An 18,843-nucleotide genomic window follows, 5' to 3' on the forward strand; every position below is an offset into this window, starting at 1 on the left:
CCTCTCATGGGCAGGTTCCCCACGTGTTACTCACCCGTTCGCCACTCTTCCACTCTCTGCAAGCAGAGAGCTTCAGCGTTCGACTTGCATGTATTAGGCATGCCGCCAGCGTTCGTCCTGAGCCAGGATCAAACTCTCGTTAAAGTGTTTGTGACTCAATTTGAATGTTACGTTATTTCTTTTGCAAATTTTACTTTGCCTGTGTTGTCTTAATTAAAAATCAAGACACCTGCACATTTGATTGTGTTTGCTTTGTTTAGTTTTCAAAGGTCAATTCATTGTCGCCGTTATCAGCAACTTTTATATCATACTATTTATTACGCGTCAGTGTCAAGAGTTTTTTTGAATTTTTTTAAAGATTTGATCACTCGTTGTGAGCGCTCTCTTCCTTGCTGACTTCTAATAGTATAGCACCGTCTCGCTCGTAAAGTCAAGGGAAATATTTCACTGTTTTCTAGTGTCTCACTTGTCATTCAAACGTTTTGCGACGACAAGGAATACTTTACCACCTTTCCGGTTTCAGGTCAACACTTCTTTCTAATTTTCCCGTTTTATTTTTGGCGTCCTCGTTTACCTTCATTAAGGTATTTTCTCATAAACTTTGATCCATCAACTTTTGAAACCCCTCCCCAAAATTATTTAGCAGAACAAAAAAAGAAACATAAACTATTCAACAGTCTACGTTCCCTTTTTCAAAATTTAGCACTACTCAATTCACAACACTTTTTACGAGAAAAAAGTCTACATAGACAGCTCTTTCCTCGAATTATTTTTCTAAATCAACTTCATACAGATTGAAATCAGCAATTTGTTCTCCTGCATCATGTTCTTTAGTAATGCCCACTTTTTCAAATCCGGCCCGAGAGTACATCTGATTTAAATAAGCGTTTGTTGCTAAGCAATCTAGACGAACAGCTTTTTTATGGTCAGCTTGAGCAACTTCAATTGCTTTATACAATAATTTATCTGCTAACCCTTTACCCGCATGTTTACGATGGATGGTCACTCGATGTAAGTAGTAGTAATCAAAAGAGGTATCCACTCCCCATAACTCTTGATCCCATTCACTTTGATGGTCCCATAAAACAAACATACCTGCTGGTTCATTATCTAAATCTACTATATATACTTCACCTTTTTCAATGGCTTGAGGTGTGTTGTGTGTATCTTTCCCTTCTAATATACCATTCCACTGTTTGGACCCTTTATCTTTGAGCCATTGTGCAGTTTCATGTAAGAAAAATTGAATCAGTGGTAAATCTTTTGATTTTGCTTGGTAGACTCGAATTTCATTTCGATTCATCGCTTCTCCCCCCCCTTACTTCAAAATTGTACCGTTGTTTCTAAGTGGATGTAGAGAAAGAAGAGACTGAGGAACCCCCCAATCTCTTCTTCAGCTCACATTTTGTTAGTCTTTTTACAGTCTTTCATTTAATTCTTTAGCAAGATCTTCAAATCCTGGTTTACCAAGCAAAGCAAACATGTTTTTCTTATAAGCTTCTACTCCTGGTTGGTTAAACGGATTTACACTATTCAAATAACCGGAGATCCCTACTGCTATTTCAAAGAAGTAGAACAAATAACCTAGAGTATAAGCATCTGTTTCAGGAATAGTTAACACAAAGTTTGGAACATCTCCATCTGTGTGTGCTAGAAGTGTTCCTTGGAATGCTTTTGTATTTACAAAGTCTACGTCTTTACCTTCGAGGTAGCCTAAACCATCTAGGTCTTCTTCTGAAGTTGGTATATCCATAACTTTACGTGGTTTGTCCACTTTGATGACTGTTTCAAAAAGATTGCGCCGTCCTTCTTGGATGTACTGGCCTAGAGAATGTAGGTCTGTAGAAAAGTTAGCACTGGAAGGATAGATCCCTCTTTGATCTTTCCCTTCAGATTCTCCGAATAATTGTTTCCACCACTCAGAGAAGTATTGCAAGTTTGGTTCATAGTTGATCAACAATTCAGTTACTTTTCCCTTGCGATATAAAACATTGCGCAATGCTGCATATTGGTATGCAGGATTTTCTTCTAAGTTAGACGAAGTTAATTCTTCAGAAGCATCTTTTGCTCCTTGCATCAGTGCTTCCAAATCTCCGCCACCTACAGCGATCGGTAATAATCCCACACCAGTCAAGACAGAAAAACGACCACCGATGTCATCTGGAATAACAAAGGTTTGATATCCTTGTGCATCTGCCTCTGTTTTCAAAGCACCTTTGGCTTTATCCGTTGTTGCATAAATACGTGTTTTTGCTTCTTCTTTGCCATATTTTTCAATAAGCAAGTTTTTGAATACACGAAAAGCTAATGCTGGTTCTGTTGTCGTACCGGATTTAGAAATAATATTTACTGAAAAATCACGATCTCCAATTACTTCGATCAAATCAGACAAGTAAGTAGAACTAATACTATTTCCTGCAAAGAAAATCTGTGGAGTTTTGCGGTCAGCTCCATTTAATTCATTATAGAAAGAATGATTCAAGAAATCTAAAGCTGCTTTAGCTCCTAGATAAGATCCACCGATCCCGATAACTACCAATACATCCGAATTGCTTTTGATTGTTTTTGCTGCTTTTTTGATGCGAGCAAATTCTTCTTTATCATATTGAGAAGGTAAATCGATCCAACCTAGATAGTCACTTCCTGCACCTGTACCTTCACGTAAAGTACGGTCAGCAGCAGTTACTTGAGGTTGCATGTTATCTAATTCTTCCTTAGTTAAAAAACGGTCAACTACTTTTGAATAATCAAAAGATATATGTGTCATTAGAGTTCCTCCATTTTTCATTCTTATTTAACTCTTTATCACTATTTACTTTAGTGTGAACAATCAAAAAATGCAAGCAGAAGATAGCTATTTAGTCCCTTTATCGCAAAAATGTTTACCTTTTCTTTTTAAAATTGAGGGACTCCCGAGATTTCCCATTCATTTAAAGTTGTGGAGATCCCTTCAAAGTTTTTCCATTTCAACTGACTGTCTTCTTTTAGTAAATCATTTAGGGTTGTATAGTTCTCATCTTGGTATTGGAAAACAAATAGAGGCAAGCGTTTTTGATTAGCTACTATCACATTCGTCAATTCATGTAAATCTAAGTAATCAAAGTCTAGAGTGAGTTCTTGTTTGATTTTTTCAATGATAGAAGCTAATCCTGTTTTCTCTCCGTCATTCACTGTGTTTAAAAATCCAATTCCATCGGTTGCTTCTTTAACCAAAAATGCGATTCTTCCATTGTTGTCTTTGGCCATGATCGTACAAGCTATTTGATTTGATTTTTCCATGATGGCACACACCTCTCTATTGCCTGAACATTACTTACGTCGTTGATTTACAATTTCCCCTAAAGCTTTGTCTGTCCACCTAGGCATCGCATCGGCCAAAGACTGAAATCCTTTCGATCCTTTTTTTCCATAGCGGTACCGTTTAGAATTCCCTTGCTCATCAATCGTGAGAGGTTCTAAACATCGAATGGATAGACTGATTTTTTTAGTATATTCATCTAAATCTAAGACTACGACATCTACTTCATCACCTACTTGAATAACTTCTTCTATATCTTTAACATAACCATGTTGCAACTCGGAAATATGAATCAGACCTTGTGTATATTTATCTAACGAGACAAATGCACCATAAGGCTGAATACCGGTCACTTTTCCTTTTACTTTCATCCCGATTTTATATTCCACGGTTTCACCTCTTTATCTTTGCATGGAACGACATTTCCTTCTCAGTATAGCACGCTTTTTATACATTTGAAAAGCCGTCAAATTGCTAAACCGTTTTCTTTTTTTCTAGGTTATTTTTCGTAAGTGGAATTTTTTTTATCTGCTCGTTATACTAAGAGTGAAGAATTTTATCTATTATTATCGAAAGAGGTGCAGCATGAAAAATAACTTTGATAAAATAATCGATCGCGCGGGTACCAATAGTGTGAAGTGGGACTTACGAGAGCATCTGTTTAATGAAAAAAACATCTTGCCTATGTGGGTTGCCGATATGGATTTCGAGAATCCACCTGCCGTAAGAAGAGAGCTCAAAAATTTCGTGAAAAATACCATTATCGGATACGCTATTCCTCCTTACGAATTTTATGAGGCTATCATGAACTGGCAAAGAGAACGACATCAAATGGAGTTAACGAAAGAAAACATCCTCTTTTCACCTGGAGTTGTCTCCAGTATCGGCGTGATGATTCAAGCATTTTCAAAACCAGGAGATAAAGTGATCATCCATGATCCGGTTTACCCTCCGTTTACAAATCTAGTGAAAGTCAATCACCGCGAAGTGGTCCGCTCTGCCTTGAAAGTTGAAAAAGGGCAATACCATATGGACTTTAATGACATTGAAGAAAATCTTCAAGATGAAAAAGCAAAACTGTTTATACTAAGTAATCCTCATAATCCTGGCGGGCGAGTGTGGTCCAAGGAGGAAATGTATCGTTTGGCTGAACTTTGTCACGACAACGACGTAATTTTAGTAAGCGATGAAATCCATGGAGATTTAGTCTATCCTTCTCAAGAAATGGTTTCACCCGTCACCCTAGATGAACGATTCAAACAAACCGTGGTGACTTTGACATCTGTTACAAAAACATTTAACTTAGCTGGAATCAAAAATTCGATGATTTTCGTTTACGATGAAAAAATGATCGAGCAGATCAAAGAAATTCAAAGTCAAACTGAACAAAGCGGTGTGAACACATTCGGGTATGTTGCCGCTCAAGCTGCCTTATCAAACAGCCAGGAATGGCATGCAGAATTGCTTGACTATTTAGAAAACAATCGGAAAATCGTCTGTGATTTCTTCGACCGTGAACTCCCTGAGGTTTTCTACATGAAACCTGAAGGAACGTATCTCTTTTGGTTTGATGCTTCTTCTTTAGGAATAAAAGATGCTGACTTAAAAGATATCTTTGCTAAAATTGGGAAAATTGGCTTAAATGACGGAAAAAGTTATGGACCCAACGGAGACCAGTATATGCGTTTCAACTTCGCCGCTCCCCAATCAATGGTAGAAGATGGATTGGAACGTATAAAAAAAGTATTCGACCATTACCAATCTCGTTAAACAGAAAAAATCCAAAACCTCAAACTGAGGTTTTGGATTTTTTTGTTTCCTGAATAGTTAAACTGCCTCTTTGGCAAGAAGTAAACTTCCGGTGATTCCGGCGTCATCTCCTAAACCTGGTGCAACAATGTATTCTTCTAATGGCGGAACCGCTACGTAATCCGCTAGTAATTTTTTGAACGCTTCACGAACAAGCGGAAAAAGTTGCTTTTGCTTCATAACCCCGCCACCGATTACGATTTGTTCCGGACTGAGTGTGAGAGTATAGCTCATTAAAGCCTGAGCTAAATAATAGGCCTCTATTTCCCACACTTTCTTATCACCCGCTAGTTCTATCGCTTTTACTCCGTGACGTTTTTCAATCGATGGCCCGGCTGCCATTCCTTCTAGACAATAGTCATGATACGGACACAAGCCCGAAAAATCATCTTCTGGATGAGAGCGCACTAAAATATGCCCCATTTCGGGGTGGCCGTATCCTTCTAGTGGTTTTCCATCCACCACGGCACCTCCACCAATACCTGTTCCCACCGTTAAGTAGACACACGATTGTTTTCCTTGCGCGGCTCCTTTGGTTACTTCGCCCAGTGCAGCGGCATTGACATCGGTTGTCCAACCAATAGGAACAGCATAGCGCTCTTTCATTATACCGACAAAATCAAAATGTGCCCAGGCGACTTTGGGTGTCGTCGTGATATAGCCATAAGTTTCTGACTCTTTATTGATATCGATCGGACCAAAAGTTCCAATTCCAATCGCAGCAAGTTCATATTGATCAAAGAAATCAAAAACAAGCGCCATTGTTTCCTTTGGAGTGGTTGTCCGTATTGTCACACGGTCTTTTATTGTAAGGTCTGCATCACTGACTGCACACACAAATTTTGTTCCACCAGCTTCAATTGCACCAAGTAATTTCACAGGATAACCTCCTCTATTTATTCATTATTTTTTTATGATTTCAATAGATTGAATCGAAATATCTTCTTCTGGTTTATCCATGACGTTGGTTTCTACTTTTTGAATTTCTTCGGCAACATCAAATCCAGAAACAATTTGTCCAAAGACAGAGTGACGACGATCTAACCACGGTGTTCCACCCATCGTTTTATAAGCTTCCATAACTTCACTTGGGAAACCGGCTCCTTCTAGTTGCTCAATCATTTGTGCTGGAACTTCAGAAGCTGTCACGATAAAGAATTGACTACCATTCGTATTTGGGCCAGAATTAGCCATTGATAGTGCACCTTTGAAGTTATACAATTCAGGTGAAAATTCATCTGCAAAAGGTTCTCCCCAAAGACTTTCTCCGCCCATACCGCTTCCGGTAGGATCTCCTCCTTGAATCATGAAGTTCGGAATAACACGGTGAAAGATAATTCCATCATAATACCCTTTTTCAGCTAAGCCTACAAAGTTTTCTACCGTTTTAGGAGCTTGTTCTGGGAATAATTGGATCATCATTTCCCCTTTGGTAGTGTTTATTTTCGCAAACGTTCCTTCTTGTTGATCTGTGTTTAATTGTGGAAATTGGCTCATATTCATCCTCCTTAAAATTACTTACTTAGTTAGTTTACCCTATTCAGTCTAATTTTCCAATCTGTTTCCTTTTTCAAACATTATAATCAAAAATATAATCTATTCATGTTATGATTGAGATTGAAAGCTATCTCATTTTAAGGATGATCTGTATGTCTTTATTTTCAAACTATCCACTCTTTTCGGCATTTTTTGCGATAATTTTTTCGCAGCTCGTTAAAGTACCGGTTGCCTATCTCATGAAAAAGCAAACTTCCTTTGCTTTAGCTACTTCTACAGGAGGAATGCCCAGTTCTCACTCGGCTGGCGTTTCGGCTTTGATTACAGCCTTGACTGTTCAGCATGGCATCGCCTCTCCTTTTGTTGCTATCGCAGCTACTTTTGGTGTCATTGTTATTTTTGACTCCATGGGTGTCCGTAGACAAAGTGGTGAACACGGAATCTTGCTCAATGAACTTGTTTTGGAAATTGATACTTTACGTAAAAAAGTAGTAAACTTATCTAAAGGTGCGTATGCCTACAATAAGGAAGAACACGTACGGCAATTGAAAGAATATTTAGGACACAAGCCCATCGAAGTTTTCTTTGGTATTCTAACGGGTATCGTGATTGCTTTGGTCATTCACTGGAGCTATCTTCAGTTGAATATTCCAATGGGCGTGTAAAATGAATTTGTGAAAGAAAGGTTGGAAATTCTTTGATTTCGGAAGAAAAAATATATGATATAACGGTTATTGGCGGTGGACCCGTTGGGATGTTCACTGCCTTTTATGCCGGGTTACGAAATGCAAAAGTAAAAATCATTGAAACTTTACCAGTGCTTGGCGGACAAGTTTCTTTGTTGTATCCGGATAAGACGATTTACGATGTCGCTGGTTTTCCACGCATTAAAGGGACCGATTTGATTGAACAACTCGAAGATCAAATGGAAGCTTTTGACCAGACTATTTGTTTGGAGGAAGAAGTCTTAACAGTGACGAAGACAGAGGCTGGCTATTTTGAATTAAAAACCAATAAAGATACCCACTATTCTAAAACAGTCATTGTCACTGTTGGAAAAGGAGCTTTTATTCCCAGAAAACTCAAGATCCCTGGTGCAGAAATATATGAAACAACTAATCTGCACTATTTAGTATCCAACATCGAACAATACCGCAACAAGAAGGTAGCGATATGCGGAGGTGGCGACTCGGCAGTCGACTGGGCACTCACGTTAAAAGAGGTCGCTGAAAAAGTATATTTGGTTCATAGAAGAGATAAGTTTCGTGCCCATGAATATCCGGTTTCCTTGGTGAAAAATTCTTCTGTTGAGGTGCTAACGCCTTACGTTCCGACTTCTCTATCTGGGGATAGGGACGCACTAGAAACCGTTACCTTTACTAAAGTCAAAAGTGACGAATCACTAACTTTAGATGTGGATTATTTTGTGGTCAACTATGGCTTCACTTCCACTTTGGGTCCTGTGAAGAATTGGGGGCTCAACACTTTGAAGCAAGAGATCGTGGTGAATCCCAAAATGGAAACAAGTGTGGCTGGGATATACGCTGCAGGGGATATTGCCACGTATGAGGGTAAAATCAAGTTGATTGCAACTGGTTTCGGAGAGGCTCCAACAGCTGTCAACCATGCAATCCACTATATTCATCCTGAAATGCATACCCAGCCTGCTCAAAGTACTTCACTGGATTTCACGAATGGATAATTAGCATACTAAAAAAGAGGAGGAATAAGATATGGTCAAATCAGATTCGGAATTACACAAAGTTGCGTTAGAATATTTAGAACAAAGAGGGGTTACTTTAGTAGAAATTGCTGAATTGGTTTATTTTTTACAAGAAAAATATATTGATGATATCTCAATGGAAAAATGTCTAGACCATGTAAATGGTGTGTTACGCAAACGCGAAGTACAGAACACTATTTTAACTGGTATTCAGTTGGACATCATGACTGAGAAAAAATTATTAGAAAATCCTTTGCAAGAAATCATTGCAGAAGATGAAGGTTTGTATGGCATCGATGAGATTTTAGCATTGTCCATCGTAAATGTTTATGGTTCGATCGGTTTCACAAACTACGGATATATCGACAAGGTAAAGCCTGGTGTTTTAAAACGATTGAATAGTCATCAAAATGGAGAAGTCCACACCTTCTTAGATGATATCGTGGGTGCCATCGCTGCTGCAGCAGCCAGTCGTTTGGCTCATGACAATCCTGAAATCAGCGATATAATGAAATAAATCGAATTGAAAAAAGACTGGCCAGTGATCCTGGCCAGTCTTTTTTGGTGAAAAACCACTAAGGTGATCGTTCTTTCGTTAGTTGTTCCCTATTCAATCAGTTTTTCATTTGTACGAGTACGAGTGTTTCGCCGGGATGACGCTGGTCTTAGTTTAGAACATACGACAATAAAAGGACTCCAAGCAAACATACTCTCGATAGGTTCTCTTGGGTTTGCTTTTTTATAGATAATACCGATTTACGACAAAAACGTAAAATACTGACAATATCAGCAAGATGATCAAGGCAATATTCAATCCTTGTTGGTTAGAACGTTTTTCTGTTTCCGGAAAAGGAGCTTCCCCTTTCCATGTCAAGTAGCCTAAAATTGCAGAGGCGAAATTCCCTGTTAAAAGTGAACTGACACTTAAAGCAAAAACCATCCGTTTGTATTCTTCCACCGTTCCATTCTCCCAAATCGTTTTATAAATAAACAACCAGACGATCATCAGGAACGTCGGTAGTAAAACAACTACGATTTGCGGTTGCTGCGTTATATATTCACGAATAGATACCCCTCTTCCCGACGAATCTATCAAGAGGACCGCCCAGGTTAGAGCTGGAATGATCCATAAAGAATGGAATAAAAACTTTGCGTAGCGTTGTGTTTTTTTAGACATGTATTTCCCCTTCTTCTTCGTTTTTGTAGTCTACATATGAACGAAATAAATTATCCATTGTTAAGTGTAACGGTACAAAAGAATATACAGCCTCTCCCTTATACTTTTTGGGCGTAGACTGAAAATATAAATTATATGTCCCCATTGAAGCTAAGGAATTATTGCTAATATTTGTGATAGATAAAATAGACACATTTTTCATTTTCAATAAGCGGATTTCATCCCTTATTTCTGCTATATCTCCACTCAGCGAAACAACTATCAATAAATCGTTCTCAGACATCTCTTGTCGGGAAGCCATTTCCAATTCTTTCTTAGCAGATAATAAGATTGGGTAGCGATTTAACGGTATTAAACTTCTTCGAAAATCAGACAATACATCTCTCTGACCCCAACCGGTCCCGTAGCAGAAGATCCTTTCGGCTTCATCCAATTCTTTTAGCACAACTTTCGAATTTATTTGCTCAAACAATTTCCGAGTCGCATCCACGTCTCCTTGCTGCATGCTCATAAAATTATTCGTGGAAACTTCTTCACTGTTAATGGAATTATCTTTTTGTAAACTATATTTAAACTCACTATACCCACTGAACCCCAATTTTTTTGCCAATCGTAAAATGGAAGATTTTGATGTTAGTGTGACCTTGGCTATTTCAATGATCGTCAACTCTTTGCATTCTTTTTTATGATTGATTATGTATTCAATAATCGCTTTCTCATTTTCATTTAACTGAGAAAAATGACGATTGATGGCGCTTTCTAGTTCCATTTCATATCCTCCTTGTTGCATATGACGAGAAAGCACAAAGAGACTTGGCCCTTTGTGCTTTCTCTTTTTCTATTCTATCATACGCAAGAGGAATCTGTTAACTCAATGTTGGCCAAAAATCTTTATTGGCTACAATCAAATCATCTAAGATTTCTTTAGCTACACGTGCATTTGGTACAGTGCGTGACAAAGTGATTGCTTGCCACAATTTTTGATATGAGCCTTCGTCCCATGCTTCCACAACTAGTTTTTCTACGGCAACTTGTTGTTCCATCAGACCTTTTTGGAAGCGTGGAATTTCTCCTTGTACTAAAGGTTCCGGACCTTGTGAACCAACTATACATGGAATCTCTACCATAGCTGTTGGATCAAAGTTTACGATCGCTCCATTATTCGGAACAATCAGTAGCATTCTTTCTTTCGTGTTGTAGGCAATTGCGCGAGCTAAGTCCACAATATACGAAGCATGTTCATCAGCGGCTAAATCAGTATTCTTGGCTGTGCCGATTTGAGAGATGCGGTTGCATTCGTCAAACACTAATTTTTCTCTGTGTTCCATAACTTCATTTGCTCGTGTGTGATTCGGATCTGCAAGAGCTACTTCATCTTGTGGGAATAAATAATATTTTAAGTAGGTGTTTGGCATTGTTAGCGGATCTAATGCAAACACTTCTTTTGCTTTACCAAAAGTATGTTCCCAACTTTTTTCTACTGTTTCGTTAGCAGTACCTTCGAGTTCTTTTGGAGTAAGGTAGCCATGTTTAGAAACATGTTCGCGTAATTTAGGTAGCAAATCATTTCCATCTTGGTCACGAATATCTGTCCACCATCCAAAGTGATTCAACCCATAATAGCGAATAGATAATTCCTTACGTGATTTCATGCCTAGAATTTCTACCATTCTGTGTTCAATTCCAACAGGCATGTCACAAATATTGATGATTTTACTATTTGGACGTAATTTGCGTGTAGCTTCAGCTACTATTGCAGCTGGATTGGAATAGTTTAACATCCAAGCATCAGGTGAATATTTTTCCATATAATCTATTATTCCTAATACGCCACCAATCGAACGCATACCATAAGATACGCCACCCGGTCCACATGTTTCTTGGCCTATTACATCATATTTCAATGGGATTTTTTCGTCTATTTCACGCATAGCATACTTCCCGACTCGGATATGTGCCATCACAAAATCTACATCTGTAAAGGCTTCTTCTGGATCGGTGGTTGACAAGAATTCAATTTCTGGTGCACGTTCTTTTAAGATGATTTCAGCTGCATCCGCAATTTGTTTTTGTCTTTCTGCATCATTATCGTAAAATTTTATTTGACGAATTGGAAAACGATCTAAGTTTTCCAATAACATCATGATGATCCCAGGTGTAAACGTACTGCCGCCTCCGGCTATAACGATCGATTGTTTTTTTAAGTTCATCAATAAACGCCCCTTTGTGTTTTTATTTTTTATTCAATCGTAACTAATTTTTCAAAATTTTCACGTACTTGCGGAACATCTAATCCCACAATGACTTGGAAAGCTTTTCCCTTTTCAACTAAGCCATGTGCCCCACCTTGTGTAAAGAAATCTGCTTCTTTTACTTTGGCAGCATCTTTTACAGATACTCTTAAACGAGTAGCACAGTTTGTGATATCTGCAATGTTATCACTACCTCCCAGGCCTTCTAAGAAAACAACTGCTCTTTCTTTATAAGGATTTTCCTCGGTTGTAGTTTTAGATCCGGCAACTAATTCGCCGGCTTTTTTCGCTTTATAATCTGCTTTGCGATACATTTTCATTGAATCGCCTGCTCGACCGGGTGTTTGAATATCCCATTTCAAAATCGCATAACGGAATATGATGAAGTAGATGACACTGAACGCCAACCCAATTCCAAAGACGAGTAGAATTGCATCCAAGTGATTCGACCACATTGGAACGATGAATTTTGTGACTACTGTTAATAAACCACTACCAATATCACCAGAAACGCCAAACATGTAAAGTGTAGCTCCCAACAATCCTGCTAAGACAGCATGAACAGCAAACAACTGTGGTGCCAAGAATAAGAAGGTAAATTCAAACGGCTCGGTGATACCCGCTAGGATAGCTGTTAAAGCTGTGGGTATGATCAGTGCCAATGTTTGTTTTTGCTTATCTTTCTTAGCTGTCACAACCAAAGCTGCACCAATTCCGATTGGAGCAAACATTTTGGAGACATTGTGTAAAGCGAATCCACCTTCAGGGAACAAACTGCGTAATGTTCCGGGAGTATTTGCAAAGTAATTCAGGTTTTCCAACCAGTATGGTTCTATTCCCCCTTCAATTACAGCTGGTCCGTAAATGAATGGTTGATAGATAAAGTGATGTAACCCTGTTGGAATCAATATTCTTTCTAAGAAAACGTAAATTCCGACCCCGAACGCTCCAGAGTTTGCCATGAATGTTTGTAGACCCGAAATAACGTTTTGAACAGCTGGCCAACCCCAAGCAGTTAGCAAAGCTAACGGGAACATTAGGATAAAGCCAATGATGACTACCATAGATGATCCTTGGAAAATTCCTAACCATTCAGGTAATTTTTTCTCGAAGAAACGATTATGTATCCAAACAACGATCGCTGCAATTAAAATCGCTCCGATTAGGTTGGTGTCGAGTGTTTTTACGCCCCCGATATTTTTCAACCCACTTACGCCACCTGCTTCGAGTGAATAATCAACTCCGAAAGAACTTCCCCAGAACTCAAGCATTTTTGCCATGAAGTTGTTCCAAGTCATATAGACTACAAAAGCAGCCAAAGCAGCTCTTGCATTAGCTTTTTTCGCTAACCCGATAGGTAAGCCAATAACAAAAAGCAATTCGATGTTACTAAAAATCGTCCAACCACCGCTTTCGATGATTGCCCATACTTGAGACCATAAGCTCCCATCAGCAGCAATACCTCCGACGATCAATTCTGTTTGCATCGCAATAGCTAAAGACAAAACTATACCATTAAAAGCAAATAACAAGACCGGTGTAAACATTGCTCCACCAAAACGTTGAATCTTTTCCATCATACTGGTTCATCTCCTTTAATTTGTAAAAATAATTTGTGTAAAACAATTCCTATACGTACTCTACCATCGAGATTCTTTTCAAACAATAGAACGGAGGGGTTTAGGGAAAACGCTACCAAAAAGAAACAATTCCCATTTCTTGGGAAATATCCCAGCTTTATTCTCGTGCACCTATAGACTATACTAGTGAAGTGTATGATATGAAAATAGTGACAAAAATCAGATGATTAAGAGGGATAAAATGAGAAATATAAAAATGTTGATCGAGTACGACGGCGCTAGGTATCTAGGGTGGCAAAGGCTTGGGGATTCGGGCAAGACCATTCAGGGGAAAATAGAGAATATCCTCACGGAAATGCTGGGGACTAAAATTGAAATCGTTGGATCAGGTCGGACGGATGCCGGAGCTCATGCCAAGGGCCAAGTAGCAAATTTCAAGACGACGACTGACATGGATTTAACGGCAATGCGAGACTATCTGAATCGTTATCTTCCGCGTGACATTATCATCAAAGAGCTAGAGGAGGTTCCAGAAAGATTCCATTCCCGGTATCATGCCGTTGGAAAGAAATACAGTTACTATGTCTGGAACACTGTCGTCCCTTCCGCATTTAAGCGCAATTACAGTTATCATTACCCTGAAAACCTTGATATCGATAGGATGACTGCGGCTTGCGACAGGCTTGTGGGCACTCATGACTTCCTCGGTTTTTCTTCCCTCAAGAAGACAAAAAAATCGACGGTCAGGACCATCAATGAGATCACAATCTATAAAGAAGGCGATTTGATCCACTTTACCTTTATTGGAAATGGCTTCTTGTACAATATGATTAGAATCCTTATGGGGACGCTCCTAGAAATTGGAGCCGGGATGACGGAACCGGAATATATCGACTCCATTTTTGAGAGTGGGATCAGAAGTGACGCCGGAATGACAGTACCTTCTCAAGGACTGTTCCTAGATGAAGTGTATTACGATTGATGAGGCATTAAAATCGTACCTAAATAGTCTTATCTGCGTATAGTTATTCTTTCAACAGAAACGATAAAAGTTAACTGGTTCTGCAATCGTTCTATTTTCAATAGTATTGATTCCTTTTCCAGAAAATGAAGTCCCTTCTTTACTATGTGAGTGATTTCTATAGATTAGGTGAGTAGATCATGTAGAGTCTCAGCTGTTAGGTTCTCATCGACTTGATCATAAGGGAGTCCGCTGGTTATTTTCCCGATAAAAGAATAAATCGTGTTGAGGGGTTCCTTCGAACTCACCAACACGATTTTTATTTTAAAGTCATTTTATAGAAACCAACTTGTAACAAAAAAGAAAATCCATCCTCTTCGAGTAAAAGGTTCTCATCCTAGTATCCATCTGAAACGTTAGCTTCCATCTACTAACAAGGAGTCTTCTGCTTTGAGGATCAAGCTCCGCCACTTTTTTTCTTTTGAGGAAAAGCTGAACGTTTGGCCCAGAAGTACACTCCTAAGAAACCAGCGATCAGTAAACCAAAAGCCAGAATGAAAGTATACAGAAAAAATTGTTCTGGTAAGACCAAAATGATCGGATCCGTGGCTGCATTAAAAATCCAATCGTCATTATTAAAAAACAACTCGTGAAATAGTATGAAAAAACGATTGAAATTGACAGTTAGGAAAAACAGTGCCACAAAGGGGACCCCTATAGCTATGCGAAAAGGTTGAATTAATTTCCACTGTTGCTTTGTTTTTTGTACGTAAGTGAGATAAACAAACGCTCCAATTCCGCTGATGCCTAGAATAGCGTAGTTCAATAGGAACAATCGTTTGACCTCATAAAAATGAAACAGACCACTTTCAGAACTCGGAAAATCAGGTAAGTTTAATGTGCCTACCCAGGGTTTGTTCAAATAGCCGATCAGTTTTTCGTAATTTTGCATCAATCGATCCTGACTCAAACCTACCCGGTTAGCTAAGTCTAGTGATTCAGCCGTCCATTCATATAGCGGTATAAAGTTTATCGTAAACGTAATGGAAAGGGTCAAAATAGCTAGGATGAGGCTCGTTATTCCAAAAAAATGAAGCATCCTCTTTTTCAACTGATCACCCACTCATCTAAATTATCCACAGTATAGGTAGGTTGTTCGGCAAAATGAGCAAGCTCATGCTTACTTGTGAAACCAGTGAAAACGAGCAGTGTATCGATACCATTCTGGATTCCCGCCATGATATCTGTCTCATAATTATCCCCGACCATCAATACTTCTTCTTTTTTCAAACCAATGTGTTCAATAGCTAAATCCATCATGATCGCTTCCGGTTTGCCAATGTATATCGGCTTTTGGCGTGTAGCTATCTCCACTAATCCGATAATCGATCCAGCTCCGGGCGACAACCCTTTTTCCGTCGGGATATTCGTATCTTTATTGGTCCCAATAAAAGTGGCACCCTTTTGAATAGCCAATGTTGCCTCTTCGAATTCCTTATATGAGACTTTCCGGTCCATTCCCACAACTACATAATCAGGATTTTCACGGTCTTCTTTGAAACCGGCTTTGCGTAAAGCACGTTTCAATCCGTCTTCACCAATGACATAAACCGTTTTCCCGCCACGTTTAGATAAAAAATCTGCTGTAGCTAGCGAAGTAGTGTAAATCTCTTCCTTATACGCTTCGATCCCAAACCGATCCACTAGCCTACGTTGTACCTCCGAAGGGCGACTCGTTGAATTATTCGTCAAAAACAAGAAAGGTATATTTGCTTTACGCAACCGTTGGATAAAATCTGGAGCTTCCGGAATCGGATCTGTTCCTCGATACATCGTACCGTCTAGGTCGACCAGATATCCTTTGTAGTGTTTTTTAGCCATAGCTAATCCTTCCCTTCAGTATTCTTGCGGCGAATCTCAAATTTCTTTTTCCCTTGTTTATCTTTCACCGTCTTTACTTTTTCAGCTTTGGGAGCTGGAATTGGTCGTTCCGGCTCTTTGGAAATATCTTTCTTCGTAAACTCTTTACGCGTCCGTGACTTCTTATTAGTGCTGTTCGTTTCTTTATTGACTTTCGTATCCAAAGTTTCTTTCTTTACAGTTTGCTGTGTCGTGTTTCTTGAAGATCTTGCTCCCCTTTTGTGGGGTGTTGATTCTCTTTTATGCGTCGCTTCTTTTTTCTGCATCGGCTCTTTTTTGTGTGCGGGTTCTTTATGATTAGCTGATTCTTTTGGCTGTTGTTTTCGTGCAGATTCACGTTTGAGCACATAGTATCCACAACCAAAACTGCAGTATTCCACCAAATAGTCTTCTAAAGAAGAAATACGCATATCAATAGGCGCTTTACGAACAGAATCTTCATAAAACCCACGTAAACGCAACATATCATAGCTCATATCGCCGACGATGTAATCGTATTTCTCTAAGATATCACTAAATCGTTCGTTGAATTTTTCAATATCAAATGCTTCGTTGTAATTTTCTACGATATGGTATTTTTCCTCATTGATCAAAATGGTCTGTTCATCATAACGAGTAGCGACTTCTTCAGCTACTTTCGCCTCTGTAATTCGTTCCAGCTTTTCTTCTATGGCTTCTTTTTTTTCTTTCTTATCTTCTTGATTTGTCATGTGTATTCCCCTTTTTCTTCATCAATGGATAGTGTTCAGCTAAATAAAATTGCACGACACTTCTTAGGAAGAATGGAAATAATATTTCAATTTCTCCCAATTCCTCGATCAGCGGAAACCATTTGGAAAATATAAAATAATCTACAGTTACAAATGTAATGGTTTCATCTGGCAATACAGTCTTTCCATTCACTTTGACTTCTTCTGTATTTGAATCCCATTCTAGTCCATCGTAACAGAGTTCTCCAAATATCTTTCCACGAAAACCAATTCCTTTGATAGCTAAACTTCTCATTTCGTCTCTTTTACTTTCTAACTGTTTCATTAAATAAGGAAGATTTTCTCCTGAAATAGTACAGCGAACCGTCCGCATTGGATGTGGCAATGCTTGATGCAATTCATCCCGTGTCACAATTCCTTGCAATAAGGGTTGGACAAACAGCCCTGCATTTAAAATCGCTGCGTCGGTTTTTGCATACGCTTTGACTGCTTTGAGTCCTAATGACACAAATTCCGACGGCTCCTTCCATTTTACTTGAAAGGTTTCGGGAACAAAAGCAATTTTTTGTTCTTGTAGCAGTTCATGGCCTAGCTGGATATACTTGCGAACCAATTCTTTTTCATGATAGACCGGTTCAAGTTTAGCTGTTGGATGTAATTGAGCCGTTGCGGCTACGACCGCATGATTTTGAAATGTGAGCGTGATTTCTCCCACGTAGTAGCCAAACTTTCCTCCGGCAGTAAGCAACGTCTGATTGTGTACTTCCCCATTTTCCAAAACATGGTGGGTATGTCCACCCATGATGACGGAAATCTCTGGAAAATGTTCAGCAATCTTGCGATCATAAGGCAGTCCTAAGTGAGAAAGAAGTATGAATGTATCCACGGTAGTCTCGAACTGGTCGATGAGTCGTTCGGTGACTTTCATCGGATCCATCACTTTCCAGCCGAGAGGTTCATAACTCATGTTTAATGGAAAAGTGAGTGCAAAGATGCCTATTTTATTGCCTTCTTTTGTATGCAAAATTTTAAATGCTTTTGCCCACGGTGGGATACGACCTGTTTCTTTATCGATCAAGTTGGAAATCAGCACGGGGTAGCGAGCATCATCATACAGTTGATTCAACTGTGCTTTTGTACTGCCGATTCCTTCGTTGTTCCCGATCGTGACTGCATCGTATTTCCCTTCATTTAATAAGCGAGTGATCGCTTGGCCTTCAGTCGCTTCAGTTAGTGGGTGGACACGATCGCATGCATCTCCGATATCAAAAGAAAATATCGTTTCCTTTTGTGTTTCATACGCATAGCGTTTTTGTTGTAAAAACTGAGAAATACGGGGCCAATTTTCTAAATGCGAATGAATATCATTGGTATGCAAGATATGTACCGTTTCCACTTTTTCACCTCCACTTTGTTCTTTTATTGTAACATGAAGCAATGAAAATAGAATACAGAAAAAGCATTTGCTCAATGAGAGATTAAAGGGGTTGAATTGAAAGAGAAAAACTTTACTTCTTCACTAACAGAATGGACTATTGCTCTTGTTCTTTTTTGATTCTCCTCGACTCTTCTTTTTGTTTAAATCGAGTAGGAGGTAAATAATTAATTTATTTACCGTCCTCTCACACCACCGTACGTACGGTTCCGTATACGGCGGTTCAATATCTTAAGTAAGCAGACTCTGCCAGGTTACGTAGTGAAACTACGTTCCACCGGTAGAGTCTTTTCGTTGTAAGCACCCAATGAACCTCAGGTGTTTTTGACAGTCTCCAGTATTTCTTTCTGGAGTAGCCAATACGCTTAGCACTGTCCATATCTAGACCTAAGCGCATTAATCTGCTAATCTTAGTACGTGGATTTTTCCATCTCTTTAAAATTAGTTGCCTGATTCGGTGATGGAGCCATTGCTCCACTTT

At 39.1% G+C, this 18,843-nt stretch carries 19 protein-coding genes and 1 rRNA gene; 5 read left to right on the forward strand and 15 right to left on the reverse strand.

From position 1 onward, the window contains the following. From H626_RS0109070 to H626_RS0109090, 5 genes are all read right to left on the reverse strand, one after another. Positions 1 to 144: ribosomal RNA gene (locus H626_RS0109070) — 16S ribosomal RNA — on the reverse strand; the annotation flags it as partial. Positions 145 to 766: 622 nt separating this feature from the next. Continuing rightward, positions 767 to 1,303 (reverse strand): GNAT family N-acetyltransferase, encoded by a 537-nt coding sequence (locus tag H626_RS0109075; protein ID WP_027109085.1) that lies wholly within the window; start codon positions 1,301 to 1,303, stop codon positions 767 to 769. A gap of 114 nt (positions 1,304 to 1,417) precedes the next feature. Then, positions 1,418 to 2,767: a glucose-6-phosphate isomerase gene (locus H626_RS0109080; protein ID WP_027109086.1), complete on the reverse strand. Its 1,350-nt coding sequence runs from the start codon at positions 2,765 to 2,767 to the stop codon at positions 1,418 to 1,420. 128 nt (positions 2,768 to 2,895) lie between these two features. After that, positions 2,896 to 3,279, reverse strand: coding sequence for a hypothetical protein (locus H626_RS0109085; RefSeq protein ID WP_027109087.1), 384 nt, complete (start codon positions 3,277 to 3,279; stop codon positions 2,896 to 2,898). A gap of 30 nt (positions 3,280 to 3,309) precedes the next feature. Next, entirely contained in the window at positions 3,310 to 3,687 is a 378-nt protein-coding gene (locus H626_RS0109090; RefSeq protein ID WP_027109088.1) for a CvfD/Ygs/GSP13 family RNA-binding post-transcriptional regulator, read from the reverse strand. A 196-nt stretch (positions 3,688 to 3,883) separates the two neighbouring features. Between H626_RS0109090 and H626_RS0109095 the strand changes: the two genes are divergently transcribed. Next, positions 3,884 to 5,068: a MalY/PatB family protein gene (locus tag H626_RS0109095; RefSeq protein ID WP_027109089.1), complete on the forward strand. Its 1,185-nt coding sequence runs from the start codon at positions 3,884 to 3,886 to the stop codon at positions 5,066 to 5,068. A gap of 57 nt (positions 5,069 to 5,125) precedes the next feature. Here the strand turns inward: H626_RS0109095 and H626_RS11510 are convergent, their stop codons facing one another. Then, the gene (locus H626_RS11510) at positions 5,126 to 5,986 is read right to left on the reverse strand and encodes an ROK family protein (RefSeq protein ID WP_035619139.1); all 861 of its coding nucleotides are present in this window, start codon (positions 5,984 to 5,986) and stop codon (positions 5,126 to 5,128) included. A 24-nt stretch (positions 5,987 to 6,010) separates the two neighbouring features. Beyond that, entirely contained in the window at positions 6,011 to 6,604 is a 594-nt protein-coding gene (locus tag H626_RS11515; RefSeq protein WP_027109091.1) for a peptidylprolyl isomerase, read from the reverse strand. Positions 6,605 to 6,756: 152 nt separating this feature from the next. Between H626_RS11515 and H626_RS0109110 the strand changes: the two genes are divergently transcribed. From H626_RS0109110 to H626_RS0109120, 3 genes are read left to right on the forward strand one after another with little or no spacing between them, the layout of a single operon-like run. Continuing rightward, on the forward strand, positions 6,757 to 7,269 hold the full coding sequence (locus H626_RS0109110) for a divergent PAP2 family protein (RefSeq protein ID WP_027109092.1): 513 nt from the start codon (positions 6,757 to 6,759) through the stop codon (positions 7,267 to 7,269). Between the two features lie 35 nt (positions 7,270 to 7,304). Next, positions 7,305 to 8,306 carry an NAD(P)/FAD-dependent oxidoreductase gene (locus H626_RS0109115; RefSeq protein ID WP_425411641.1) on the forward strand — a complete coding sequence of 334 codons (1,002 nt, stop codon included), beginning with the start codon at positions 7,305 to 7,307 and terminating at the stop codon, positions 8,304 to 8,306. 31 nt (positions 8,307 to 8,337) lie between these two features. Next, positions 8,338 to 8,844, forward strand: coding sequence for a phosphatidylglycerophosphatase A family protein (locus H626_RS0109120; RefSeq protein WP_027109094.1), 507 nt, complete (start codon positions 8,338 to 8,340; stop codon positions 8,842 to 8,844). Between the two features lie 222 nt (positions 8,845 to 9,066). Here H626_RS0109120 and H626_RS0109125 read toward each other — a convergent pair whose 3' ends face one another. From H626_RS0109125 to H626_RS0109140, 4 genes are all read right to left on the reverse strand, one after another. After that, positions 9,067 to 9,504, reverse strand: a complete 438-nt coding sequence (locus H626_RS0109125; RefSeq protein ID WP_027109095.1) for a hypothetical protein — start codon at positions 9,502 to 9,504, stop codon at positions 9,067 to 9,069. Next, positions 9,497 to 10,273 carry a MurR/RpiR family transcriptional regulator gene (locus H626_RS0109130; protein WP_027109096.1) on the reverse strand — a complete coding sequence of 259 codons (777 nt, stop codon included), beginning with the start codon at positions 10,271 to 10,273 and terminating at the stop codon, positions 9,497 to 9,499. The genes H626_RS0109125 and H626_RS0109130 overlap by 8 nt, the downstream gene beginning before the upstream one ends. A 97-nt stretch (positions 10,274 to 10,370) precedes the next feature. After that, positions 10,371 to 11,714, reverse strand: coding sequence for a 6-phospho-alpha-glucosidase (locus H626_RS0109135; RefSeq protein WP_027109097.1), 1,344 nt, complete (start codon positions 11,712 to 11,714; stop codon positions 10,371 to 10,373). A gap of 29 nt (positions 11,715 to 11,743) precedes the next feature. Next, entirely contained in the window at positions 11,744 to 13,336 is a 1,593-nt protein-coding gene (locus tag H626_RS0109140) for an alpha-glucoside-specific PTS transporter subunit IIBC (protein ID WP_027109098.1), read from the reverse strand. 241 nt (positions 13,337 to 13,577) lie between these two features. Here H626_RS0109140 and truA point away from each other — a divergent pair, with 241 nt between their 5' ends. Next, a complete protein-coding gene (gene truA, locus H626_RS0109145) occupies positions 13,578 to 14,318 on the forward strand; it encodes a tRNA pseudouridine(38-40) synthase TruA (protein WP_027109099.1) in 741 nt (246 codons plus the stop codon). A 436-nt stretch (positions 14,319 to 14,754) separates the two neighbouring features. On the opposite strand, the gene H626_RS0109150 is transcribed toward truA, so the two are convergent. From H626_RS0109150 to H626_RS11035, 4 genes are read right to left on the reverse strand one after another with little or no spacing between them, the layout of a single operon-like run. Beyond that, positions 14,755 to 15,408, reverse strand: a complete 654-nt coding sequence (locus tag H626_RS0109150; RefSeq protein WP_027109100.1) for a TIGR01906 family membrane protein — start codon at positions 15,406 to 15,408, stop codon at positions 14,755 to 14,757. After that, positions 15,405 to 16,178, reverse strand: coding sequence for a TIGR01457 family HAD-type hydrolase (locus H626_RS0109155; protein ID WP_027109101.1), 774 nt, complete (start codon positions 16,176 to 16,178; stop codon positions 15,405 to 15,407). Before H626_RS0109155 ends, H626_RS0109150 begins: the two co-directional genes overlap by 4 nt. Before the next feature lie 2 nt (positions 16,179 to 16,180). Further along, positions 16,181 to 16,927: a YutD family protein gene (locus tag H626_RS11030; RefSeq protein ID WP_051237928.1), complete on the reverse strand. Its 747-nt coding sequence runs from the start codon at positions 16,925 to 16,927 to the stop codon at positions 16,181 to 16,183. Beyond that, positions 16,908 to 18,323 carry a bifunctional metallophosphatase/5'-nucleotidase gene (locus H626_RS11035; protein ID WP_051237929.1) on the reverse strand — a complete coding sequence of 472 codons (1,416 nt, stop codon included), beginning with the start codon at positions 18,321 to 18,323 and terminating at the stop codon, positions 16,908 to 16,910. Before H626_RS11035 ends, H626_RS11030 begins: the two co-directional genes overlap by 20 nt. Positions 18,324 to 18,843: the final 520 nt, after the last annotated feature.

Source organism: Lacticigenium naphthae DSM 19658, assembly GCF_000425865.1.
In the GTDB taxonomy this organism is placed as follows: domain Bacteria; phylum Bacillota; class Bacilli; order Lactobacillales; family Carnobacteriaceae_A; genus Lacticigenium; species Lacticigenium naphthae.

What these genes read in the sequence shown, in the direction of transcription:
- H626_RS0109075 (WP_027109085.1), bottom strand. Translation starts at nt 1,303, where the DNA reads ATGAATCGAAATGAAATTCGAGTCTACCAAGCAAAATCAAAAGATTTA.
- H626_RS0109080 (WP_027109086.1), bottom strand. Translation starts at nt 2,767, where the DNA reads ATGACACATATATCTTTTGATTATTCAAAAGTAGTTGACCGTTTTTTA.
- H626_RS0109085 (WP_027109087.1), bottom strand. Translation starts at nt 3,279, where the DNA reads ATGGAAAAATCAAATCAAATAGCTTGTACGATCATGGCCAAAGACAAC.
- H626_RS0109095 (WP_027109089.1), top strand. Translation starts at nt 3,884, where the DNA reads ATGAAAAATAACTTTGATAAAATAATCGATCGCGCGGGTACCAATAGT.
- H626_RS11515 (WP_027109091.1), bottom strand. Translation starts at nt 6,604, where the DNA reads ATGAGCCAATTTCCACAATTAAACACAGATCAACAAGAAGGAACGTTT.
- H626_RS0109110 (WP_027109092.1), top strand. Translation starts at nt 6,757, where the DNA reads ATGTCTTTATTTTCAAACTATCCACTCTTTTCGGCATTTTTTGCGATA.
- H626_RS0109120 (WP_027109094.1), top strand. Translation starts at nt 8,338, where the DNA reads ATGGTCAAATCAGATTCGGAATTACACAAAGTTGCGTTAGAATATTTA.
- H626_RS0109125 (WP_027109095.1), bottom strand. Translation starts at nt 9,504, where the DNA reads ATGTCTAAAAAAACACAACGCTACGCAAAGTTTTTATTCCATTCTTTA.
- H626_RS0109130 (WP_027109096.1), bottom strand. Translation starts at nt 10,273, where the DNA reads ATGGAACTAGAAAGCGCCATCAATCGTCATTTTTCTCAGTTAAATGAA.
- H626_RS0109135 (WP_027109097.1), bottom strand. Translation starts at nt 11,714, where the DNA reads ATGAACTTAAAAAAACAATCGATCGTTATAGCCGGAGGCGGCAGTACG.
- H626_RS0109140 (WP_027109098.1), bottom strand. Translation starts at nt 13,336, where the DNA reads ATGATGGAAAAGATTCAACGTTTTGGTGGAGCAATGTTTACACCGGTC.
- truA (WP_027109099.1), top strand. Translation starts at nt 13,578, where the DNA reads ATGAGAAATATAAAAATGTTGATCGAGTACGACGGCGCTAGGTATCTA.
- H626_RS0109155 (WP_027109101.1), bottom strand. Translation starts at nt 16,178, where the DNA reads ATGGCTAAAAAACACTACAAAGGATATCTGGTCGACCTAGACGGTACG.
- H626_RS11030 (WP_051237928.1), bottom strand. Translation starts at nt 16,927, where the DNA reads ATGACAAATCAAGAAGATAAGAAAGAAAAAAAAGAAGCCATAGAAGAA.